The sequence below is a fragment of the Flavobacterium panici genome (assembly GCF_024499525.1).
In the GTDB taxonomy this organism is placed as follows: Bacteria; Bacteroidota; Bacteroidia; order Flavobacteriales; family Flavobacteriaceae; genus Flavobacterium; species Flavobacterium panici.
The window spans coordinates 4,331,100-4,356,739 of sequence record NZ_CP100437.1; the positions used below are offsets into that span (position 1 = coordinate 4,331,100).

At 32.0% G+C, this 25,640-nt stretch carries 18 protein-coding genes; 16 read left to right on the forward strand and 2 right to left on the reverse strand.

Going from position 1 to position 25,640, the window contains the following annotated elements; genetic code table 11:
• The first annotated feature begins 32 nt into the window (after positions 1-32).
• The 13 genes from NLJ00_RS18245 (at position 33) to NLJ00_RS18305 (ending at position 18,378) form a co-directional block, all read left to right on the forward strand.
• The gene (locus NLJ00_RS18245) at positions 33-2,498 is read left to right on the forward strand and encodes a DUF7619 domain-containing protein (RefSeq protein ID WP_256634877.1); all 2,466 of its coding nucleotides are present in this window, start codon (positions 33-35) and stop codon (positions 2,496-2,498) included.
• A gap of 262 nt (positions 2,499-2,760) precedes the next feature.
• Positions 2,761-3,372, forward strand: a complete 612-nt coding sequence (locus NLJ00_RS18250) for an RNA polymerase sigma factor (RefSeq protein ID WP_053471433.1) — start codon at positions 2,761-2,763, stop codon at positions 3,370-3,372.
• A 90-nt stretch (positions 3,373-3,462) separates the two neighbouring features.
• On the forward strand, positions 3,463-4,575 hold the full coding sequence (locus tag NLJ00_RS18255; protein WP_256634878.1) for a FecR family protein: 1,113 nt from the start codon (positions 3,463-3,465) through the stop codon (positions 4,573-4,575).
• 298 nt (positions 4,576-4,873) lie between these two features.
• Positions 4,874-8,602 (forward strand): SusC/RagA family TonB-linked outer membrane protein, encoded by a 3,729-nt coding sequence (locus NLJ00_RS18260; RefSeq protein WP_256634879.1) that lies wholly within the window; start codon positions 4,874-4,876, stop codon positions 8,600-8,602.
• 11 nt (positions 8,603-8,613) lie between these two features.
• On the forward strand, positions 8,614-10,092 hold the full coding sequence (locus tag NLJ00_RS18265; protein ID WP_256634880.1) for a RagB/SusD family nutrient uptake outer membrane protein: 1,479 nt from the start codon (positions 8,614-8,616) through the stop codon (positions 10,090-10,092).
• A 19-nt stretch (positions 10,093-10,111) separates the two neighbouring features.
• Positions 10,112-10,972: a substrate import-associated zinc metallohydrolase lipoprotein gene (locus tag NLJ00_RS18270; protein WP_053471437.1), complete on the forward strand. Its 861-nt coding sequence runs from the start codon at positions 10,112-10,114 to the stop codon at positions 10,970-10,972.
• A gap of 10 nt (positions 10,973-10,982) precedes the next feature.
• Positions 10,983-12,329, forward strand: coding sequence for a DUF4302 domain-containing protein (locus NLJ00_RS18275; RefSeq protein ID WP_256634881.1), 1,347 nt, complete (start codon positions 10,983-10,985; stop codon positions 12,327-12,329).
• Between the two features lie 82 nt (positions 12,330-12,411).
• Entirely contained in the window at positions 12,412-12,684 is a 273-nt protein-coding gene (locus NLJ00_RS18280) for a hypothetical protein (protein ID WP_256634882.1), read from the forward strand.
• Positions 12,685-12,849: 165 nt separating this feature from the next.
• On the forward strand, positions 12,850-13,596 hold the full coding sequence (fabG, locus tag NLJ00_RS18285; RefSeq protein ID WP_256634883.1) for a 3-oxoacyl-[acyl-carrier-protein] reductase: 747 nt from the start codon (positions 12,850-12,852) through the stop codon (positions 13,594-13,596).
• Between the two features lie 127 nt (positions 13,597-13,723).
• Complete coding sequence (locus tag NLJ00_RS18290) at positions 13,724-15,751, forward strand: hypothetical protein (RefSeq protein ID WP_256634884.1); 2,028 nt, start codon at positions 13,724-13,726, stop codon at positions 15,749-15,751.
• A gap of 364 nt (positions 15,752-16,115) precedes the next feature.
• Positions 16,116-16,424, forward strand: a complete 309-nt coding sequence (locus tag NLJ00_RS18295) for a hypothetical protein (RefSeq protein ID WP_256634885.1) — start codon at positions 16,116-16,118, stop codon at positions 16,422-16,424.
• 17 nt (positions 16,425-16,441) lie between these two features.
• The gene (locus NLJ00_RS18300; protein WP_180860132.1) at positions 16,442-17,338 is read left to right on the forward strand and encodes a LysR family transcriptional regulator; all 897 of its coding nucleotides are present in this window, start codon (positions 16,442-16,444) and stop codon (positions 17,336-17,338) included.
• 74 nt (positions 17,339-17,412) lie between these two features.
• Positions 17,413-18,378 (forward strand): YeiH family protein, encoded by a 966-nt coding sequence (locus NLJ00_RS18305; RefSeq protein ID WP_180860129.1) that lies wholly within the window; start codon positions 17,413-17,415, stop codon positions 18,376-18,378.
• A 104-nt stretch (positions 18,379-18,482) separates the two neighbouring features.
• On the opposite strand, the gene NLJ00_RS18310 is transcribed toward NLJ00_RS18305, so the two are convergent.
• Positions 18,483-19,313, reverse strand: coding sequence for a hypothetical protein (locus NLJ00_RS18310; protein WP_256634886.1), 831 nt, complete (start codon positions 19,311-19,313; stop codon positions 18,483-18,485).
• 291 nt (positions 19,314-19,604) lie between these two features.
• On the opposite strand from NLJ00_RS18310, the gene NLJ00_RS18315 reads away from it, so the two are divergent.
• On the forward strand, positions 19,605-20,603 hold the full coding sequence (locus NLJ00_RS18315) for a zinc dependent phospholipase C family protein (protein ID WP_256634887.1): 999 nt from the start codon (positions 19,605-19,607) through the stop codon (positions 20,601-20,603).
• 420 nt (positions 20,604-21,023) lie between these two features.
• Here the strand turns inward: NLJ00_RS18315 and NLJ00_RS18320 are convergent, their stop codons facing one another.
• A complete protein-coding gene (locus tag NLJ00_RS18320; RefSeq protein WP_256634888.1) occupies positions 21,024-23,114 on the reverse strand; it encodes an LTA synthase family protein in 2,091 nt (696 codons plus the stop codon).
• 201 nt (positions 23,115-23,315) lie between these two features.
• Here NLJ00_RS18320 and NLJ00_RS18325 point away from each other — a divergent pair, with 201 nt between their 5' ends.
• Together NLJ00_RS18325 and NLJ00_RS18330 are read left to right on the forward strand one after the other, a co-directional pair.
• Positions 23,316-23,981, forward strand: coding sequence for a response regulator transcription factor (locus NLJ00_RS18325; protein ID WP_256634889.1), 666 nt, complete (start codon positions 23,316-23,318; stop codon positions 23,979-23,981).
• Entirely contained in the window at positions 23,982-25,388 is a 1,407-nt protein-coding gene (locus NLJ00_RS18330; protein ID WP_256634890.1) for a sensor histidine kinase, read from the forward strand.
• Positions 25,389-25,640 lie beyond the last annotated feature (252 nt).

Consider the following 25,640-nt stretch of genomic DNA (forward strand, 5'->3'; position numbering starts at 1 on the left):
AATGCTATATTTACCGCATCAAAAAACATCTTATGAAGAAACATTACTTTATTTTATTTGCCTTTTTTTTATTATTCAAACTAAATGCACAAGTTATTGATTTTAAATCTCAAAGCTTTAGGTCAAAACTGTTACTCGCAAATACAGATAATGATATCGCAAAAGATTCTAATGGACATTTTATAAAAATTGACGAAAACGACGATACTGAAATTCAAATTTCAGAAGCGTTAAAAGTTAGTGAATTAAATTTATCGTCTTCATATATTGTTGATATTTCCGGAATTGAATATTTTAAAAATTTAAAAAGCCTTATTTGTTGGAGTACACAAATATCAGCTTTAGATGTCAGTGAATTAAAAGAGCTTACATATTTAGATTGTAGTACTAATCCAATAAAAACACTTGATGTTAGTGCTCAAAAAAAATTAGAAACATTAGTTTGTTCTAGAAGCAATCTTACATCAATAAACTTAAGCGGACTTGATAAACTACATCATTTGCATGTAGATTATAATTTACTTGACGACTTAAATTTATCTGGTCTTACTAGTCTAAAGCATATTCAATGTCAAAATAATAATCTTAAAAAGTTAGATGTTACAGGCCTTACAGCATTGGAAGAATTAATTTGTAATGATAATAAAATTACAAATTTCATTAACCTTACAGATTGTACTAAACTTACTAAAATTTGGGCACAAACAAATGAATTAGTTGCTCTGGATCTTTCAATGTGTTCACAATTGCTTGATTTATGGGGTGATAACAATAAATTAGAAAAGATAAATTTAACAACTCCCAAAAACATTAGGAATTGTAGTTTAGGAAATAATAAATTGACAGAAGTTATAGTTGATGATTTTAGTAATATCGATTTTATAAGACTATCCGATAATAATTTTTCTATAATCGATATTTCTAAATTTGTTAAGATCAGCAGTATGGAGTGTAGAAATAATAAACAGCTCACAATGATTTATTCAAAAAATGGAAGAGACGAGGGTATTGATATAGAAGGCTGTACAAGTTTAAAATATATTTGTGCTGATGATATACAAAATTCACAACTAGAGCAATATCTTAAATATTATAACCTAAGTAATATATCTCTAAATTCCTATTGTTCATTCGAACCGGGCGGGAGTTACTATACAATTAAAGGAAAGACAAAATTTGACAGCAACAACAATGGCTGCGATGATAACGATCTTGTTTATTCTGGGTTGAATTTTAGTGTAACTGATGGAAAAGCAAAAAGTAATGTTTTTTCAGATGTTTTAGGGAATTACATTTTCATGGTCGAAAAAGGGATCTATACAATTACTCCAAATATTGAAAATCCAGAGTATTTTAAAGTTTCTCCATCATCAGTAACCATTACTCTTGCAGATGAAATAACTCCAGTTACTCAAGATTTTTGTATTATACCAAATGGAGATCATCAAGATTTAGAGATTTCTTTTTTTTCAACTCTTCCGGCTAGACCCGGTTTTAAGGCTGCTTATAAAATTGTTTTTAAAAATAAAGGAAATCAAGTAAAATCAGGATCAGTTTCTCTGGATTTTAATGATGCTGTTTTAGATCTTATTTCTTCTATTCCTGCTGTTACCAGCCAATCAACAAACAAGCTGGTATGGAATTATGAAAATTTGCAGCCTTTTGAAAGCAGAGAAATCTTAATTACTCTAAATGTAAATTCTCCAATGGAAATTCCTGCAGTTAATATTGGGGATCGTTTAAGTTTCAATGCTCTAATTTCTCCTGTTTCAGGCGATGAAAAACCAGTTGACAACTCTTTTGCATTACGTCAGACTGTGGTAGGTTCGTACGACCCTAATGATAAAACCTGTTTAGAAGGCGACGTTATAAAACCGGAATTAATAGGCGAATATGTTCATTATTTAATTCGTTTTGAAAATACGGGAACTTATCCAGCTGAGAATATCGTAGTAAAGGATTTAATTGATTTGTCTAAGTTTGATATTTCTACATTAGTTCCAACAGGAGCAAGTCACTCGTGTGTCACTAAAATTTCAAATGGAAATAAAGTAGAATTCATCTTTGAAAAAATAAACCTTCCTTTTGATGATGCTCATAATGATGGATACATTGCTTTTAAAATTAAAACCTTACCAACCTTAAAAGTGGGTGATTCTTTTACAAATGAAGCTAATATTTATTTCGATTATAATTTTCCAATTTTAACCAATAAAGCTATTTCAACTTTTAAAACATTAGGAACTCAGGATTTCGAGTTTTCGAACTATTTTAATATATATCCAAATCCGGTTAAAGATGTTTTAAATATCTCTGTAAATAATACAATTGAAATTAAGACTTTAAATATTTATGATATTTTAGGGCAGCTGATAATCACGGTTCCAAATGCAGAAAAAACATCTAATATTGATGTTTCAAGACTACAGGCAGGGAATTATATTTTACAGGTAAAAACAAATAAAGGGAATTCAAGTTCTAAATTTATTAAATACTAAATTTTAGTAAAGTAAGTAAAGTCATTCAAAAATATATTTATTATTGGGGAGAATAATAATTTTAACATTTCCTTAAGAACCCAGTTATATCAACCAAAAGAGACAGTTTTCTATATTAGGAAACTGTCTCTTTTGTGTAAAATAATTGTTTTTAAGTTTTTGCTTTTATATATTTATCGAACAAAAGTAAATGATAATGTTAAAATAATGTATTCTCTGCATTAAGGAACATTGCCTTTGCAGAATTATAAGCCCCCACAATATGAGAACCCGAATCCTGCCGATCAATGCTGTTGATGATAATACACTTTGGAATAATTTAATAAATGGAGATGAAAAATCATTTTCATTATTATTTGAAAGATACTATAGTGATCTTGTAAATTATGGAAATTCCCTTTCTCCGTATGCCGAAAAAGTACAGGATTGTATTCAGGATGTTTTTACAGATATTTGGGTTTATCGCAATTCCCTTCAGGAATCTGTAGTGGTAAAAGCTTATTTATTATCGAGCGTTAGAAAAAGAATTGCACGTTTGTATGAACGTGATCATATTTTTAGAAAAACGGCAAGTACAGATGCGATTGCTTTTCTTTTAGAATTTTCTGTAGAAAACGAACTTCTGGACGACGATTATGCTGCAAAAGAAAAAGTAACATACCTAAACAAATTACTTAACGAATTACCTGCCAGACAAAAAGAAGCCCTTTATTTACGCTATCACCAAGGATTATCTGTAGAACAAATTGCAGAAATGCTGGATGTTAATTATCAGTCGGCGAGTAATTTGTTACACCGCGGATTATTGACTCTTCGCAAAGAATGGAAGGGTAGTTTTGCCTTAATCACGCTACTATTTTCAAGCACTCTTTAAAAAAAGTTAAAAAAACTTAAAAAAAATCATAATTTGGTGAGTATATAATAAGAAAACTGTCCTCTATGTTTTTGTAACCTTATTTTTTAGATGCAAAAACGTAATAAATATACCGAAATAGAAGATTTTTTATCTGATGAATCATTCCAATCGTGGGTTTTATCCAAAATTGATGAAGATGGCTGGGAAGAGTGGACTTTAGAAAGCCGCCAGCGTGCTAAATTAGTTGAAGATGCACGATTACTGCTTTTGGCAATGAAAGTTCCTGAAAATAATCTTTCAAGCTCTGATATTCACAGAGCGCTGCACAGTACCTGGATTAAAGTTCGGGATAAAGAAAATCAAAAAACTTTAGAGAATTTAAAAGTTAAGTTTTTCCGCAGACGATTTCTGTCTGGCGTAGCAGCAACATTATTTTTTGGTTTTATGGCTGTGTGGTTTTATAACAGCTATTTTAAAACCGAAAGCACAGTTGTAACTTACAAAGAACTTATTGACGAAAACAGTGAAGGATTAGTTGAGCAGACTAATAATTCTGACAAACCTCAAATTATTACCTTATCAGACGGCAGTTCTGTATTACTGCAGCCTAACAGTAAATTAAGTTATCCTAAAATCTTTACCGGAAACGAAAGAAAGGTGTATTTATCCGGCGAAGGTTTCTTTGAAATTAGTAAAAATCCCCACAAACCATTCTTCGTTTATGCAAACGAAATTGTTACGAAGGTTGTTGGAACTAGTTTTAGAGTTAAAGCTTATTCTGACCAGCCAGATGTAGAAATTCTTGTTCGCACCGGTAAAGTTAAGGTAAAGTCAAATGAACTGGTTTCTAAATCTGATGAAGAAGAAATTATATTACTGCCTAATCAGGCACTACGATTTTTCCGAAGCGACTTAAAGTTTAATAAAATCACCAATATTACACAGGATGCTGCTTTAACTCAAAGTGTTGGAAATATAGAACAGCTGAGTTTTGAATTTAATGATATTCCGGTTTCGCAGATTTTTGAAACAATAGAGCAGGCTTACTTAGTAAATATCGATTATCCAAAAAATAAATTAACCGACTGCCACTTAACAACATCATTAAGTGATCAGCCTTTAACGGAAAAGCTGAAAATTGTCTGTAAAAGCATAGGCAATAATACCAGTTTTGAAATGAATGGGAACCAAATAATTATTACCTCAGACGGTTGTAATTAATTTTTTTAGTGTAACTGTAATTACACCAAAAATACCATTGTTTTTAATAATTAATTTTTCGAAGTAAAGCCTTTCATTTCCTAATGAAAATGTAATTTATTTCGCCAAAATAACAACCAAAAACTAAACTCAACCAGAAATAACTAAATGCCTATGTAAAAGTGAATACCATAAAAAAAGTGCCGAAATGCTGTAACATTATCGACACTTCATTAAATCGAATTTCTCTCTGTAAAGAGTTATTCATACGTTTCTTAAAATACACTCGAATCAGTATTAATCAAAACAAATCAAAATTATGAAAAAACCAGTTGTTAAACAACGATTACTCCATAGAATCATGAAAATAACACTATTTCAGTTTGTCTTAGCACTTGTGTTTTCAAGCTTTGCAGTGGCAAATAATGTAAATGGGCAAAAGAAATTAGATACCAAAGTTACAATTACAGTTGAAAATTTGACTCTTGATAATGCTTTGTCTAAAATTGAAAAGTCTGCACATGTAAAGTTTTCGTATAACTCAAGACTTCCTCAGTTAAGTAACAAAGTAAGTATAGAGGCCAATCAGGAAACGCTTTCAAGTATATTGAGCAGAGTTCTGGTTCCATTTAATATTACATTTTCAGAAGTAAGCAATCAGATTATTTTGCAAAAAACTGCCAGCGCAGATCCATTTGCAAGTGCTGATAATCATGATACACTTTTTGAAGTATTAACTGCAGGTCCAATCATCAAAGGTAAAGTTACAGACCAGTCAGGAAGTCCGCTTCCGGGAGCTACAGTTATGGCAAAAGGTACTAAAATAGCAGTATTAACAGATTTTGATGGTAATTTTTCTATCGAAATGCCTGCAAATTCAACAGGACTTATCATTTCTTACGTAGGTATGGACACGAAAGAAATTGGTATAGAAAATACTACACCAACCGTAGTACTTAGTGAAGTAGGACAAAACTTAAAAGAAGTTGTAGTAACAACAGGTTACGAAAAAACATCTAAAAGAACTTTTACAGGAGCTATCAGTAAAATTTCTGGTGCCGAATTAAAGGTTGATGGTGTTGTTGATGTAAGCAGAATGATTGAAGGTAAAGCGGCAGGGGTTACCGTACAAAACGTTACAGGAACATTTGGTACAGCTCCAAAAATTACAGTTCGTGGATCATCTTCAATCTTTGGAGATACAAAACCATTATGGGTTATTGATGGTGTGGTTCAGGAAGATATCATCAATATGTCATTTGCAGATTTAGCATCTGGAAACTCAGAAACATTATTAAGTTCATCTGTAGCAGGTTTAAATGCAAACGATATTCAAAGTATTGAGATTCTTAAAGATGCATCGGCAACTTCTATCTATGGTTCAAGATCATTAAATGGAGTTGTAGTTGTTACAACAAAACAAGGTCGTAGAGATGCTCCGTTAAAAATTACTTACGGTTTAGAGCAAACTGTTAGAGCGGTGCCAAACTACAGCCAGTACGATATTTTAAATTCTCAGGAATCTATGAGTATTTTAAAAGAAATGGAACAAAAAGGATATTTAGATTTACCTTCAACAGTAAACGGAAGATACGGTGGAGCTTACAATATTTTAGGAAGAGCAATCAATACTTACGTGCCAGAAACTGGGGGATATTTAGTAAATAACGATCCTGTAAGCCGTAATAATTTCTTGAAAAAATATGAATTAGCAAATACAGACTGGTTCAACGTTTTGTTTAGACCATCTATTACACAAAACCACTCATTAAGTTTTTCTGGTGGTGGAAAAAACAACACATTTTACGCGTCTTTAGGATATTATACAGATCCGGGATGGACAATTGCTGATGATGTAAAACAAATTTCAAGTAACATCAAAGGAACATTTTATGTAAACGATAAATTGAATATTACATTATCTACATTAGCATCTATTCGTGATCAGGGAGCTCCTGGAAGTTACGAAAGTGAAAAAGACGTAGTTTTTGGAAAAGTAACTCGTGATTTCGATATCAACCCGTTTAACTATGTATTAAACACAAGTAGAACATTACGTCCTTATGACGAAAATGGAAACTTAGAATACTACAGAAACAACTGGGCTAAAATGAATATCATTAATGAGTTGAAAAACAACTACATGGAAATCGAAGTAAAAGATATCCGTTTCCAGTTAGATCTTGATTATAAAATTACGCCGCATTTAACGTATAACTTAACAGGTTCAGCACGTTACGCAAACACAAGCCGCGAACATAAAATTTTAGAAAACTCAAACGTAGTTGGTGCTTACAAAGCTGGAACTCCAGATGGAGAAGATGGTGTAAACACATTGGTTAGAGATCAGAATATTTTCTTATACCAGGATCCAAATGATTTAACAGCGCCAAAAGTTTCTGTTTTACCAAATGGAGGTTTCTTAAGAAAATTTACAAACGACATGACATCTTATAACTTAAGAAATAGTGTTAACTATAGAAATGTTTTTGCAGATAAACACGAAGTAGAAGGTTTATTTGGAACAGAGATGAGAGTTGTTGACAGAACAAGCGATCAATTTACAGCTGCAGGTTTACAATACGACAGAGGTTTAACAGCTTTTACAGATCCAAGAATCATTGAAAAAATCATTAACGGAGGAGATTCTTACTACGGATTTAATGAAGAAAAAGAAAGAACAGTTGGTTTCTTCGGAAAAATTGGATACACATACGATCGTCGTTATACAGCTTCTGTAACAGGACGTTATGACGGATCTAACAGACAAGGAAACAGCGATTCTTCTAGATGGTTACCAACGTATACTTTTAGTGGAAAATGGAACGTTGCCGAAGAAAGCTTCATGAAAAACGTAGAATCAGTAAATACATTGGCACTTAGAGCTTCTTACGGTTTAACAGCTACTGCAGGACCAGCAACAAACTCATTGGCAATCTACAAAAGTTATGTTACAGATCGTTTTAACCTTGATGACAGAGAAACTGGAATTAGAATTGACGAATTGCAAAACAGCGATTTAACTTGGGAAAAACAATTTGAAACAAACATTGGTCTTGACCTTGGAATGTTCAATAACAGAGTACAGTTAACAACAGATGTTTACCGTCGTAAAGCATTCGACTTAGTTGATTACGTAATTACTTCGGGAATTGGAGGACAAAGAATCAGACAAGGAAACAATGCTGATATGGAAACTAAAGGTTTAGAGGTTGGTATTACAACTAAAAACTTTGACAACAAAGATTTTAAATGGTCTACAACACTTAACTTTTCTGTTTACCACCAGGAAATTACAAAGTTAGAAAACACACCAACTGCATTCGATTTAATTGATGCAAACGGAGGAAACACAGTTGGACACCCAAGAAACTCATTGTATTCTTACCAATTTACAGGTTTAAATAATCAAGGTCTTCCAACCTTTATTTTACAAGACGGAGCAGAAAATAATATTACAGATGCTAACTTTCAGGATAATTTAAATGTTACGAAATATCTTAAATATGAAGGATCAATCGAGCCAAACAAATCTATAGGTTTAGCAAATACTTTTACTTATAAAAACTGGTCATTATATGTGTTTTTTGTTGGATCAGGAGGAAACAAAGTTCGTTTAAACCCTGTGTATGATAGTACTTATGATGATTTAACAGTATTTACAAAAGATTTCACAAACCGTTGGATCAATCCTGGAGATGAGAATATTACAAATATTCCGGTTATTGCAGACAGACGTTTAAATGCTAATTACGGAGGAGAACGTACACTTGCAAGAGCTTACAATACTTATAATTATTCAGATGCTCGTATTGCAGATGGTGATTTCATTCGTTTGAAAAACATTTCATTAAGCTGGGAATTCCCTAAAGATTTCAAGAAAAAATTGGGACTAAGCACTTTTACATTAAAAGGTTCTGCAGTTAATCCTTGGTTACTTTACTCTGATAAAAGATTAAACGGTCAGGATCCTGAGTTTCGTAATTCTGGAGGAGTTGCTTTACCAGTAACATCTCAATACACCTTTACTTTAAACCTTTCATTATAATAGTCAGAAACATGAAAAACTTAAAAATAGCATTATCCCTTTTAATACTTACGAGTAGTATTACAAGCTGCGATGATTTCCTTTCGGAAAAACCAGATAACAGAACAGAAATTGACACACCTGCAAAAATCTCAGAAATACTAGTTCAAGCCTATCCGCAAATGAGTTATTTTGATATTGCAGAAACAATGTCAGATAATGTTTTTGACAGCGGAATGCCTGAAACATTAAGAAAAAATGAGCAAAGCTATAACTGGGATATTCAAACAGAAACAACAGATATAGATACTCAGGCTTACTATTGGGATGCCTGCTACACTGCAATTGCACACGCTAACAAAGCATTAGAAGCAATTGAAGATTTAGGAAGCCCTGCAAGTTTGAACCCGCAAAAAGGAGAAGCATTAATCGCAAGAGCGTATTCTCATTTCATGCTGGTTTCACTTTGGTCAAAACGTTATAATCCTGCAACTGCTGCATCAGATTTAGGAATTCCTTACGTTACAAAACCAGAAACTGAATTAGTTACAAAATACAAACGTAATACAGTAAAAGAAGTTTTTGACTTTATTGAAAAAGATATCGAAGACGGTTTAAAAATCGTAACAAACGATTACAAACAACCAAAATTCCATTTCAACGTAAGCGCTTCAAAAGCTTTTGCCAGCAGATTTTATTTAATAAAAGGTGACTGGGACAGAGTACTTGAATTAACAAGTGATTTAGGTTCAAAACCAGTTGGGAAATTAAGAGATTTTGCATCTTATGATTTACTTAGTGCAGTTGACCAAAGGTTAGCTTATGCAAGCAGTGATGCCGAAACAAATTTATTAATCGTTTCAGCAAATTCAATCGTAAGCAGATCATATTATTCAAACCGTTTTTACCTTTCAGGAGCAAGATATCCGGATATTTTTGGTACAGCAACAAGTTTATTTAATAAACCTTGGTTATACAATTTTTATTCATCAAACAGCAGTATTACAGTATTCCTTCCTAAATTTTATGAATATTTCAAATATTCAAATGTAACAGCAGGAATTGGAGATCCATATGTTGCAGAAGTTTTATTAAGCAATGATGAGTTCTTTTTAAACAGAATCGAAGCTCACGTAATGAAAGGAGATATTGCAACAGCAAACGACGAGTTAGAATATTTTCTATCAACAAGAACTGTAGGATATGTACCAACAGATAAGCTTACAGAAGCAAAAGTGGTAGCTAAATATCCGGTAATTGCAGATGAGTACACGCCATTTTACACAATGACACCAGTACAAACATCATACGTAAAAGCAATTGCAGAAACAAGACGTAGAGATTTTATACACGAAGGAATGAGATGGTTTGATGTAAAACGTTTTAACATCGTAGTGAATCACGAAACAACAAACAAACCGGTAAACACTTTAGTAAAAGATGACAACCGCAGAGCAATACAAATTCCTTTGCACGCATCAAATACAGGTGTCGAATTAAATCCTAGATAATCTTTAAAATTAAAAACTTATGAAACTATTCAAATACAATAAAATTATCGTTATGGCCTTGGTTTCGGCAGCTTTAATTTCATGCGGAAGCGATGATCAGCCGGGAGAAAGCCAGTTAGACTTTACACAGCCAACAAAAACGGCCTTAGACAACTGGATTACAACTACATACTTAAACCCATTTAATATTAATGTACAATACAAATGGAACCAAAATACAGTAGATAACAGCCGTTATTTATTTCCGCCAACAATTGACAAAGTGCAGCCGGCACTTGAAATTGTTGAAGAAATTTGGTTAAAAAGTTACTCAACAATTGGAGGCGCAGATTTCGTTAAAAAAATTGCACCAAGAGAAATTGTTTTAGTTGGAGGAGTAAACTTAAACAGCGTAGGAACAAGAACTTTAGGTTTAGCCGAAGGAGGACAGCGTGTTACATTGTTTGAAACAGATTATATCGATCAGTCAGATCGTGCAAACGTTTCAGAATTTATACATACAATCCAGCATGAGTACATCCATATTTTGAATCAAAACAAACCTTTTGACGAAAAAGCTTGGGCTGCAGTAACACCTGTAGGATATACAGCAGACTGGTATAATTATGATATTCCGGAATCAAATGAAATCGGGTTTATTACATCTTATGCAAGATCAAATATTAATGAAGACTTTGCAGAAACAGCTTCAATGATTTTAATTTTTACAAAAGCAGAATACGAAGCATTTTTAGATGGTATCGAAAGCCCTTTTGCATATCAGGCATTAAAAACAAAAGAAGCCTTGGTAGTAAAATATTTCAAAGAAGCATTCAACATGGATTTTTATGCTTTAAGAGACGAAGCTGAGAAAAACACAACTGCTGTAATAAACAACTAACACAAGTATCATGAAAATAAAAAACATATATAAGTATTTATTTGCAGCTATTTTGATACTGCATTTAAGCAGCTGTAATAACAATACAGATGCCGACCAATTATTTGACGAAACGCCTACAACGCGTATCAACAATCAAAAATCTGAACTTAATACTGCATTACTTTCATCACAATTTGGTTGGAAAGCGGTTTATTTTACAGATAATACAGTTTTAGGCGGATACACACACTTGTTTAAGTTTGCACAAGACGGAACTGTAGAAATGGCTTCTGATTTTGATGCAGATACTAATGTATACAAAAGTGAATACGCTATTCAGCTTGGAAGTACAGTAAGTTTAACATTTACTACAAAAAACAGAATTCACCTTTTATCTGAGTCAGATAATTATCCAATTCCGGCATTAAGAGCAAAAGGATATTTAGGAGATTTTCAGTTTTTATACTACGGGCAAGAAAACGGAGAAATCATTTTTAAAGCAAACAGAAACGGCACAGAAATTCGTTTTGTAAAAGCAACTGCTGATGATTGGGCAAAATTGCCTCAGAATTTAGTAATGGAGCAAAACGTTATTGGAAGTGACGATAGACCACTTTTTAGATTATTAGAAACTACAGACGGTACAACAACGCACAAATTCGATTTTTCTTTTAGCGAAGTAACTCGTTTTGCAGAGTCAAATTCTATTGAAACTGGTTATTCTATAAGCTACAACATGGGAGTAGGATACACGCCAACCGGAATTATAGTAAGCCCGGCTGTAGAAGTAGGCGGACAAAAATTATCAAATTTTGTGTATAATGATGCTGACGGAAGCTTTACAGCAACTGGAACTGGAGGAGTGAAGGCTGAAATTAAATATTCTAGTAAACCTTTAATCATTACAGATGACTATAAAAACTTCCTGGATGGTAAGCCGCAAATGGTTATCAGTTTTATTACTGCAAACCTTTATACAGCACCAACAACATCAACATACTTTAAAACGTTATTTGACGCTGCAAATGCTACATTACCGGCAAACCAAAAAATAACCAGAATTCAAATTTATTTCAATTCAGCTTTTGGTAACTATATCGAATATCGTTTTGCAGGCGGAAGACCAAGCGTTTATCACAACTTTACAACAAGTGCAGATGATACAAACAAACGAATTATTCTAACGCACGATTCATGGGATAACGGATCAGCTTATATTCCGGCTCCGGCTTTCTTAAAAAATCTTGATGATGAATTCTTCAACGCAGCAGGACTTTACTTGAAAAAAGAAGCATTTAAAATCCAGTTTACAAACAACATTTATACAGTTACAAGTCCTACGAATAACTTTAGAACAACAACATATCAATTATAGTAATTTTTAGTTTTAATTTTTATTTTGGAGAAAGCAGCTCAATTCTTTGAGCTGTTTTTTTTCTAATTAAATTATAAAAACAATGAAAAAATACCTTACACCAATAAATATTATTTTCGTTTTATGGGGTTTAATACTTCAGGCAGTATCATGGTTGTACCCAGATTATACAAGATATTATCTATATATTTCGATAATAGTAATTATACCTTTTGCGATTGTTAGTTTTATAAAGCAAAAGGAAAAAGACAGAATAGAAGGAACAAAAGAATTTCAGGCATCTATTTATAGAATGTTGTTTATGGCTGTAGTTCTTGGAGTTATGTATTTTGTTACATACCAAAATCACATATAAAAAATTTAGTTTTGATTTTATTTTGAAGAAAGCAGCTCAATTTATTGGGCTGTTTTTTGTTTCTGATAAAAAGAAAATTCTGAATCAAATTTTGTATCACAAATTTTATTAAACGCCCAAATACTCTATATTTGTAATTCAAAAAATAAAAACGAATACCTTAATATGAAATTACTAGAAGGAAAAGTAGCAATCATTACTGGCGCGAGCCGCGGAATTGGTAAAGGAATTGCAGAAGTTTTTGCTAAACACGGAGCAAACGTAGCATTTACATACAGTTCATCTGCTGCATCTGCAGAAGCTCTTGAAGCTGAGTTAAATAGTTTAGGAGTTAAAGCAAAAGGTTACCAATCTAACGCAGCCGATTTTAATGAGGCACAAGCTTTTGTTGATGCTGTTTTAGCAGATTTTGGAACAGTTGATATTTTAATTAACAACGCCGGAATCACAAAAGATAACTTACTTATGCGTATGTCTGAAGCTGATTTTGACCAGGTTATTGATGTTAACTTGAAATCTGTTTTCAATATGACAAAAGCAATCCAAAAAACTTTCTTAAAACAACGTGCAGGTTCTATTATCAATATTAGTTCTGTAGTTGGAGTTTCTGGAAACGCTGGGCAGACAAACTATGCAGCTTCAAAAGCCGGAGCAATTGGTTTTACAAAATCAGTAGCTTTAGAATTAGGTTCTCGTAATATTCGCTGCAATGCAATCGCTCCAGGTTTTATCGAAACTGAAATGACTGCAAAATTACCAGAAGATGTAGTAAAAGGATGGAGAGACGGTATTCCGTTGAAACGCGGCGGAACTACAGACGATGTTGCAAATGCATGTCTTTTCCTTGCTTCAGATATGAGTGCATACGTTACAGGACAAGTTCTTAATGTTTGTGGAGGAATGCTTACTTAATAGTTTGCAGTGTTCAGTTTTAAGTATTCAGTAAATATAAATCTGATAATAATAAAGAGAACACATTTGTTATAATTCGATTTCTAATGCTGATCACTAAAAACTGATTACTGAATACTAAATAAATATGACTACAAACACGATTTTATTATTATTACTTTCTTTAGTAATAGCGGGTGGTTTGTCGTACTTTCAATACTTTTATAAAGCCAAAAACAAATCAAATCTGATTTGGTTTTTGGCTTTTTTACGTTTTCTGGCCATTTTTGGATTATTGGTTTTATTGATAAACCCGATAATTTCTAAAAGTTCGCTCGAAATAACTAAAACACCTTTAGCAATTGCTGTTGATAATTCAAGTTCAATAACAGCTTTAAAATCAGATAAAAAAGCAGTCGAATTATATCAAAAGCTAATTTCAAATCCAGCTTTAAAAGAAAAATTCGAAATTCAGTCGTATCAATTTGACGACGAATTTAAAACTTCAGACAAATTTGATTTCAAAGGAAAACAAACCAATTTAGATGAAGTTGCCAGGAATTTAAAAAGCATCAACAAAAATCTGACTTTCCCAACCGTTATTATTACCGACGGAAATCAAACTACAGGAAACGACTACGTTTACAGATTCGATCCTGCCAATAAAGTTTATCCTTTGGTTGTAGGAGATACAACCACGTTTTTTGATTTAAAAATAAATCAGCTTAACGTAAACAAATACGCATTTCACAAAAATAAATTTCCCGTTGAAGTATTCCTGCAATATGCCGGAGACAAGACCACAACTGCCGATTTTACAATTTCGCAGGGAAATTCAGTTGTAGCAAAAGAGAAAGTTTCTTTTTCGCCATCTAAAAAAACAGCCACTTTAAATTTGCTTTTACCTGCAGATAAAGTAGGACTGCAGATTTTTAGAGCCAGCATTTCATCAAATGCAAAAGAGAAAAACAGCTATAATAATATCAAGAATTTTGCTGTCGAAATCATCGATCAAAAATCAACAATTGCCATAGTTTCGGCAATAAATCACCCGGATATTGCGGCCTTAAAACGTTCAATAGAAGTTAATGCGCAGCGTAAAGTAATCTTGGTTAAACCAAATGATGTTAATCAATTACAAGAAGCTTCTGTTCTGGTTTTATATCAGCCGACTTACGCTTTCAAACCAATTTTTGACAACAATAAAGCAGCCGGAAGAAATACCTTTATAATAACCGGAAACAGCACCGATTTTAATTTTCTAAATCAGCAGCAAAACAATTTAATCTTCAAAATGAGCGGACAGGTTGAAGATTATTTATCAGAATTTCAATCACAGTTTAATCTGTTTGCGATAGATAATATTGGTTTTGAAAACTTCCCGCCATTGCAAAACGCATTCGGAACAATTTCAACAAACGGAAATGTATCCGTTTTACTTTCTTCAAAAATTAGAAACGTTTCTACCAATTCGCCTTTATTGGCTTTCGCCGAAAATCAAGGAAAACGAACCGCTTTTCTTTTAGGAGAAAACAGCTGGAAATGGCGTTTACAAAGTCATATCGACAATCAGTCATTTGAAAAGTACGATGTTTTTGTAGATAAGATAATTCAGTTTTTGGCAACATCAACTTCAAAAAAATCATTGGTCGTAACACACGAAAGCTTTTATAATTCTGGAGAAGAAATCGTAATCAACGCACAATACTTCAATAAAAACTATGAGTTTGATGAAAAAGCAAGACTAACAATTACCGTTACAAATGCCGAAACCAAACAAGCTAAAAACTATGATTTATTAAAAGGAAATAATTCGTTCTCTGTAAACTTAGAAGGATTAACAGCCGGAAAATACAATTTCACCGTAAAAGAATTAAACTCAAACACATCGTATTCCAGTCATTTTGAAATTTTAGATTTCGATATCGAAAAACAATTCGTAAATCCTGATGTTTTAAAACTGAAACAATTGGCTTTACAAACCAACGGAAAAGCTTTCTTCGAAAATCAAGAACAAGATTTAATCAATACACTTTTAGAAAACAAAGAATACAAATCAATCGAGAAAAATATTTCCACCAAAACTCCAATAATTGATTGGGTTTGGTTATTGATTTTGATTGCTGCTTTGTTGACAACGGAATGGTTTGTTAGAAAATATAATGGGCTTTTATAGTTTTGTATTCATTACTATGTAAAGTCCCTACGGGACAAAATTGTACTTGAAACGTTGGTTTTGCTACCGATATTTAATCTCTACGAGATTTACTTCATTAAATTTTTTTGCTGTTTTTTTGTTAAATAAAATTCCATTAAAAGGATTAACATCATAAAAAACTCCGTTAGGAGTTTCAGATCGGTAGAGAAACGCAAAAATGAATTTGTTACACATAGTAATAAACTCCGTTAGGAGTTTCAGGTCGGTAGAAAAAAACATTGACGCTCCAATTGATTTGTCCCGTAGGGACTAAATATAAATAGAGAATTATTAAAAAAACAATTTCGCGATGTCCTCAAAAAAGATTTTAATTTTCTTTGGAATGTTTTTTTTAGTTATTTGTTCTTTAATTTATATAAATGTAAGAAGTGAAAACAGAAAAGATTATCATTTTGTAATTACTAAAATTAACGAGAATGCAAAAGGTATGGTGACTGTTAGTGATACTGTAACTGAATTTGGTTTTGCAAACTTTAATTCTTATAAAATAGATGTTCAAAAAGAAGACAGTTTAGTAAAAAGAGCATTTTCAAAAAAAGTTTATATTTACAGAAGAGATAGAAAAACAGATAAATATAAATTAGTACTGTCGTTAAATGAATCGGGAATGTTCCCAATAGATTGGCAATAATTGCATAAAAATTATATATGGATTTCAGGCTAAAAGTTTTCTACACCGTTGCGCTCCGCCTTAATTTTACTAAAGCGGCAACCGAATTGTATATTACACAGCCGGCAGTTTCGAAACACATTCAGGAACTCGAAGAAACCTACAAAACCAAATTATTCGAACGAAACGGTTCTAAAATCGCTTTAACTCCAGCCGGAGAAATTCTGCTAAAACACACCAAAGAAATCTTCGAAATTTACCGTGAAATCGATTTTGAAATGAGTTCCTTTATCAGCGAACGCCAAGGTTTACTGCGATTAGGTGCAAGTACCACAATTTCGCAATATATTATTTCTCCAGTTTTGGCCCATTTCCACCAAAAACAAAAAGACATAAAAGTCAATTTGTTAAACGGAAATACAGAACAAATCGAAAACGCTTTAATCAATAAAGAAATCGAAATTGGAATTGTCGAAGGACAATCAAAAAATCAATCCATAAAATACATTCCGTTTTTAAAAGACGAACTGGTTTTAGTCTGCAACAGCAATAATCCATTTGTAAAACAAAATGAAATTTCAGTAAACGATTTAAAATCAATGAAATTTATAACCCGCGAACGCGGATCAGGAACACTTGAAGTTATAGAATTTGCCCTAAAAAACGTTGGTTTAAAATTCTCTGACCTGCAAATCGAAATGCAGTTAGGAAGTACAGAAAGCATAAAATCATATTTATTAAACTCAGATTGTTTTGCTTTTATGTCTATTCATGCAGTAAGCAAAGAATTGAAAAACAAAGAATTAATTGTCTTAGATATCGAGAAATTAGCAATCGAAAGACATTTTTATATTATAACCTTATTAGGAAAATCTGATCCTTTATCAGAGTTGTTTATTCAAAATATTGCTAATCATTATAACTTGAAGTTATAGCCGATTGTATTTTACGATTGGCGATTTCCATTTAATCGACGGAACTTTGCAGAGTAAATATCAATTACTCTATTTTGAAAACGAAACAACATTCCGCATCACATTTATTTGAAATAAATCATTTTTTGCAGCAGTTAATTTTTGCTCTTGTAATCTTGTTATGTTTATTTTCGATAATTTCCCCGCCAGTTGCTTTATTACTTGGCGTTATCATAGTGAATGTGTTCGGAAATCCATTTGTAGAATTCAACAGCAAAGCCATAACTTTTTTATTGCAGTTTTCAGTAGTAGGTTTAGGCTTCGGAATGAACGCATCAAGCGCATTTTCAGCAGGAAAAGAAGGATTTGTATTGACTATATTTTCAATTTTCAGCACCTTAATATTTGGTTTCCTATTAGGAAAATGGCTTAAAACCGAGAAAAAAACATCACATTTAATTTCATGCGGAACAGCAATTTGCGGAGGAAGTGCCATCGCAGCAATATCTCCTGTAATAAAATCAAATGAAAATCAGACTTCAATTGCTTTAGGCGTAATATTTATACTAAATTCAATTGCGTTGTTTGCTTTTCCATTTATTGGACATCAGCTTGATTTGTCTCAAAAAGATTTCGGATTATGGTGTGCCATTGCCATTCACGATACAAGTTCTGTAGTGGGCGCGGCCAATAAATATGGGGCAGAAGCCTTGCAAATCGCAACAACCGTAAAACTGGCCAGAGCTTTATGGATTATTCCAATTTCACTTTTAACAGCCGTTATTTTCAAAAATAAAAACTCAAAAATAAAGATTCCTTATTTTATTGGTTTATTCGTTTTGGCAATGCTTATCAACTCTTACGTTCCGCAAGTATCGATTATTGCACCGCATATTGTAAATCTGGCTAAAATTGGTTTAACCATTACGCTGTTTTTAATTGGAGCAACTTTAAATGTAAACACTTTAAAATCAGTAGGAGTAAAGCCTTTGCTTCAGGGAGTTTTTCTTTGGATATTTATTGCAGGCTTAAGTTTAGTATCAATTGTTTTTCTAAATTAAAATTAAGATCAAAAACAATAAAGAATTGCTTAATGAAACTTGACAAAAAATTAAAGACAACAGCTTAATAAACTTAATGTCTTAGTGGTTAAAATGTTAGATTATCATTTTACATTAGAAAACTTTACAACAGGATTACCAATCAATTTATATGATTTTCCCTTAAAAGAAAAACGTCTTTCGATCTCAAAATTAAATGATTTTTTAGTTTTTGCCATTGCAGCGATTTCATCCGGAGGTGTAACTTCAAACTCATCTTCAGCTTTTGCCGCTTTGTTGAATGATCCGCTGGTTTTTATAATGATATCTCTAAAATGTTTTTTAGTCCCATCATCTACAACTGTATAAGAACCAGACCAGGTTATACTTGAAACATTGGTTAACTGATAACTATTAGCTTCCAATATTGGCTGATATTTACCATCAAAACCAGCAACTAAGTATAACCAGCCTTCAAAAGGTCCGCCAGCACCGCCATTTACATGTAATAAAGTAAAAGCATATTGATCTTCGCCAATTTGCAAAAGTTTAGGTTTTGGAGATTGTGAAAAAGCACCAAAAGCAGCAACCGCAGGCTGAAAAGATCTCATTTCCCAAGCATTACCATTTTTAGCAAATTTTGCTAAACCTAACAAACCACCAGAAAAACGTCCGGTTTGTAAACCATCAGCATCATAATATGAATGATTAAAAGCCAAGATTTTGAATTGGTTTCCTTTAGAATCAGCATAATCAATGTTGGAAAGAAGTCTTGTTGCCACACCTTCAGAATAAGGAAACAATTGATCGCCTTCAACACCATTCACATCAGTAAAAGGCAAAGGTTTACAAGTTTTACATTTCCAGCTTATAAACGTATTGTGATCAGAAAGATTGTATAATTTTCCTGGAAACAGCTTTTGCATTGTTTTTACCCCGTCAATCGGGTCTTGCATTTTAAGAACCCGCTTGGTATTTAAGATAGTATCGTTAACGTTTTTTAGCTCTATGTCAGCTTCTTGAGCGAAACAAACGGAACTAATAAGAAGCAAAAAAAATAAATGTATATGGCGCATATTTATAAAACTAAAGTCACTAGCAAACTTACAAATAAAAATCTTTAACATGAACTTATATCATTTATATGGTTCAAAAACTTATAAAAGTTAAATTAACATATTCTTCAAGGGTAATCTTTTAATTTATCTTTAAATACGGTAACTTTGCCTTCCAAATACAAAAACAAAATGAAAAACTTCAAAATGAGGCCAAAGTTAATTGCATTCTTCGCATTAATTATTGGTTTTTTTACTTTATCATGGGGAATTGTAGGCCATGAAAGAATTAATAAAGCAGCTGTAATGGCTTTACCACAGCAACTTCAGGTTTTCTTTTACAACCACATTGATTTTATTACGCAGGAGGCTTCTGTTCCGGATATTCGTAAATATGCTTTAAATTATAAAGACGAAAATCCAAGACATTATTTCGACATGGAAAACTTTGGTTCTGCTGACAGTATTCCGCAGTCAATGGAAGCCGCAAAGAAAAAATATGATGCTAAATTCCTGAACGATAATGGAATTTTACCTTGGTATATTGAAGATATGATGGCTAAATTAACCAAAGCTTTTAAAGATAAAAACAGAGCAGAAATTTTATTTCTTGCTGCAGATTTAGGTCATTATATAGGTGATGCGCATATGCCATTGCACACGTCTGCAAACCATGACGGACAATTGAGCGACCAAAAAGGGATTCATTCTCTTTGGGAAAGCAGACTTCCTGAATTATTTGCTAAAAATTATAAATTAAATGTTCCTCAGGCTCAATATTATACAGATGTTCATAAAGCAATCTGGGACATGATCAACGATACACACAGTTTAGCGCAGCCATTATTAGATATCGATAAAAAATTAAGAACTGCAACTCCCGAAAATCAGGTTTTTAAAATGGATGCTGATGGAAAAGTATTGAAAAGCAAATACAATACTCCAATTTTCTCTGATGAATATGCAAAGAAACTAAACGATCAGTTAAACGGAATGGTGGAAAGCCAAATGAAAAAAGCCATTACTGCAACAGCAAGTTTTTGGTATACAGCGTGGGTAAATGCCGGAAAACCAGATCTAAGCGATTTAGATTCACCAGCAGTAACACAAAGAAACAATCAAGCTCTAAAAGACGATTTATTATTGTTCAAAAAAGGAGATTTATTCGGATTGAAGAATCAGAATGATTAAATTTTTGTTTCAGGTTTAAAGTTTCAAGTTTCAACAAAAAGCCTCAAATTCTAAATGAATTTGAGGCTTTTTGTTTTTAGTTGGAATTTAAAAAATTGGAATTTAAAATTTTGATTCAGATTGTAGATTTAGATTGCGTAGACGCACTGCTGTGCGTCTCTACGATTAGTCTCTACGATTAGTTCATGTCGATCAATTCATGTCAATCAATCCATGTCAATCAATCCATGTCGATTCAATTCATGTCAATCAATCCATGTCAATATATTTTATACACAACGATTATGTAGAGACGCACAGCAGTGCGTCTAGGTCCAGTATATCAAGAACGGATATAAAAAAATCTGTTTAAATCTGCCAAATCTGCGTGCCATTAACCACATTTGGAATTTGGAATTTCAGAATTGAAAATTTAAAACTTTACTTCTGATATTTCTTCTCCTTCAATAAAAACGAAGCAGATTGATAATAAGAAATGGTTTCATTAACCAAATCCATATTGTGTTTTTTTAATGGCATTTCGTCATATTCAACCTGAAATTCAGATGAAACACTATCTTTTGAATCTAATTTTAAAGCAAATTGTTTTACCTCTTGTTTAGGCGATAAAATAGTTAAAACATTATCCTTTATTAAACCCAAATCCTGATAAGTAGCAATAAAAGCCCTTGGTTTATACGAAGGTTTTAAAACATCCTGTCCGAAAAATTTACTATCATAATCAAAATGCAATAAACCGAAAAGAGTAGGCATAAGATCAATTTGTGACATTAATTTATTGCATTTTTCAGGTTTTTCATTTGGTGTATAAATAAAAGCCGGAATTCTGTATTTGTCAAGTGGAAGCTCTGTTTTTCCGGCACTCGAAGCACAATGATCAGCAACAATTACAAAAACAGTATTGTTAAACCAAGGCTGTTTTCGGGCCATATCAAAGAATTTTTTAAGCGCATAATCAGTATATTTTACACCGCCGTCACGAGATTTAATATCACCTGGAATATCAATTTTATTGTTTGGATATGTAAAAGGTCTGTGATTACTCACCGTCATAATATGATTAAAGAAAGGCTTGTTTTGTCCCGCTTCAGTATTCATCACTTTAATAGCCTTGTTGTACATATCCTCATCACAAACACCCCAAACATTTGAAAACGTGATTTCATCTGGAGAAAAACTAGATTTATCTACAATTTGATAACCATTACCAGAATAAAAATCCTGCATATTATCAAAAAAAGCATCTCCGCCATACATAAATTTTACGTTGTATCCTTTCTGTTTAAATACTGAACCCGTAGAAAATTTATTTTTATTGTCTTCGCGTTTTACAACACTTTCTCCAGCAGTTGGCGGCAGACATAAAGTAACAGCCTCAAGTCCGCGTACAGTTCGGTTTCCGGCAGCATATAAATTCGTAAACTGTAGGCTTTTTTGAGATAAACTGTCTAAAAACGGAGTTATATTTTCTTGGTTTCCGTACGTTTTCATGAAATCAGCACTTAGGCTTTCAATCGTAATTAAAACCACATTTTTATGATTTTCTAAAGAATCGCTGGATATTTTTTGAATTGTATTTTCTCCGGAAATATTCGGAAATTGTTTCTTCAAAATTGTAAAAGCTTCCTGATTAGGCAGTGTTTTGTAAAATTTGAAATAATCTAATTTGTTGTTTTCAAAAGCCAGATAGAACTTATACAATCCATTAGACTGCAATTCATTTACAAAAACATTTTTAGAATTTTCGGTCTTCGCCAAAGTTGGAATCGCAACAAGTGAAATCGCAAATAAAAGCCAGTAAACTCCGGAGATTTTTACTTTTTCAGTAAAAGAAGGAATTTCGTTAATATAATTCTTAGACCTTTTTACTATAAAATAAGTAACAATCCCGCTAACCAAAAATAAAGCCGAAAATAAAGGAATTACAGGATAAGACTGCATAATATTTCCAATAACTTCATTAGTGTAAATGAGATAATTAACTGCAATGAAATTGTATTTTACCCCAAATTCATTCCAAAAGAAATATTCACTCAATCCGTTTTGCAGGATTAGTAAAACATATAGAAAAACGACAAACGAATAAAGCCAAAATCTTAGCTTCGTTCTGTATTTTGGCAGCAAAAGAAAAAGTGTAAATAAAATGGTTTTTAATCCAATAAAAATCAAAACAATTCTGGGTAAAGCACCTCCGTATTCATCAAAAATGCTTTTTCCCGAAGCCGCATATAAAAGTAATACAGCTAAAAAGCCTAAAATAATATACCCATAAGGTTTACTATATTTAGATTCTGAAAGAAAAATGAGATACAGCCAAAGAAAAACCGAGGCAATCACGAAAACAAAAAAATCTGAAAGTAATCCTAAACCAAAAATTTTCAAGCTTTCTAAAAACTTAAAAGAACTTTGCGTTATTGGATGAAAAATCAAAACAATTCTCAAGATAAAACTTATAGAAAAATAGAAAATTGCCAGATTATAAAATGGAGATAATTTTTTGAAAGAACTCATGGTATTTTATTTTCTGCAAAATTAATTTCGATTAATTAACAACAGATGAAGTTCCCCTTTTACCTTACTTATTCTATCCTTAATTTTTGCTTAAGATTATGTATTTTAACCTATTGTTATGATTTTAAGAGGTTAAAAGTCTTAAAAGCTATATCTTTGAAGAGTAAAAGAGATATTAATCCTGGATCAAAATAATACGATATGCACATTTTAATTGTTGAAGATGAGTTAGGAATTGTTCAGTTTTTAGAACAAGGACTGCGCGAAGAAGGATATAAAATTACAACCGCAAATGATGGATCAAAAGCATTTGAATTAACTCAGAACCATAAATTTGATTTAATTTTACTCGATTGGATGATCCCTAAAATCAATGGTTTAGATTTATGCAAAGCAATCAGAATTAAAGACCAAAAAACACCCATAATTTTTTTAACCGCAAAAGATACCGTTCAGGAAACCATAGAAGGTCTGAAAGCGGGTGCAAATGATTATATCAAAAAGCCTTTTAGTTTTGAAGAATTAGTAGAAAGGGTTAAAATTCATTTTAGAAATAGGGGCGGAAGCGAAACCCTTTCATTAGGAACGATTAAAATTGATCTTTCCAAACATATCGTTTTAAAAAATGATGAAGAAATCGCTTTAACACAAAGAGAATTTGAACTTTTGACCTATTTAATTCAAAATAAAGGCAAAGTCTGCACACGAAATCAGATTTTAAAAGACGTTTGGGATATTAATTTTGAATACGATACCGGCGTAATTGATGTTTTTATGAACGCTATTCGTAAAAAACTCAATTTAAAAATTGAAGAAGACTATATTAAAACCATCCGCAGCGTAGGTTATATCGCTAATGACTTATAAATGAACCAGCTTTCCTTTAAAAACAGAATTGCCTTAAACTATATCATAACCACGGGTCTATTAATTTTAGTGGTTTTTTCGGTTATATATTCTATCGTAAAACATACCGTTTACAGTCACATAGACGAAAATATCAAAGTTGAAATTAAAAACCATTTAGAAGAAATCAAAGTACAAAATGGCAAAGTAATTCTTATTGATGAAGAAGAATGGGAAGAGCGTGAACACAATACTGTTGATGTAAATCCTGTTTTTGTGGAGTTTTTAGATTTGAATAAAAAAATTATTGAAAAAGCACCAAATTTAAAAACACAAGCACTTGAATTTCATGATTCTGTAGAAGATTATGAATTGTTTGATACCAAAATGGGGAATAATGCCATTCGGCAAATTCAGGTTAAATTAAATGTTCAGAACAAACCGATAGGCTATATTATTGTAGCAATGTCGCTCTCAGATTCAAAATTGGTATTAAACAACTTATTTGATATCATGTTTTTATCGTTTTTAGCGATTTTAATAGTGTTGTTTTTTCTGGCCAGATTTTTTGCAGGCAGAAGTATTAAGCCTATAAATGCCATAATTAATACTTCAAAAATTATTACAAAAGATAATTTGAAAGCGCGGATTCCGCTGCCTAAAACGCGAGATGAATTGTATACACTTTCCAAAACCATAAACAATTTATTAAACCGAATTGAAGATGCTATTGAACGTGAAAAACAGTTCACTTCTGATGCTTCACACGAGTTAAGAACGCCTTTAACCGTTATTAAAGGAACACTTGAAGTGCTTATACGTAAACCCAGAAACAATAAGGAATACGAAGATAAAATAAACTATTGTATAAATGAAGTTGATCATTTGAATATGCTCGTAGATCAGCTTTTAACAATGGCCAGGTTCGATAATCAAAAGCAGCAGATTAATACAGAAAAAGTCTATTTAAATGCGATAATTTTAGATGTTTTAACGCTGAATTCAGAGAAAATAAAAAGTAAAAAACTAGATGTAAAATTTGATGCCGGAACAGATTTTTATATTCAGTCTGATAATTTTTTAATCATTACCATTCTTAGAAATATTATTTCTAATGCAGTAAAATATACAAATCCAGATGGAGAAATTTCGATTTTGCTATTTAAAGAAAACAATAAAATAGTTTGTAAAATTTCTGATAACGGAATTGGTATTGCCAAAGAAGATTTAGAAATGATTTTTAACCCATTTTTCAGGTCCAATTATACAGAACATCCAGAAATTAAAGGAGTTGGTCTGGGGCTTTCTATAGTAAAAAGAATTACAGAACTGCTTCATGTTAAATTTAAAATTGAAAGCGAGATAGGAGTAGGAACAACAGTAATTTTGGCTTTTAATAAAGATTTGGAAAACGTTTTCGTAAATTAAAATTTTTCAATAAAAACAGTACTTCAGATTTTTTTTAACAATAAACTATCGTTAAGTTATATTAAAAATTGCTTTTTTATGAAATTAACTATTATATTTGCAACCGAATCAAAGAATTATAAAACAAACCAAACAATGATTTCAAATCAATTACATCATCATCATTTTCATTATTGCTCTCAAGCGATGTGTTAATGGTATGCATGTAAATCATCATATTTTAAAACCCGTTTGAGTACATCAAACGGGTTT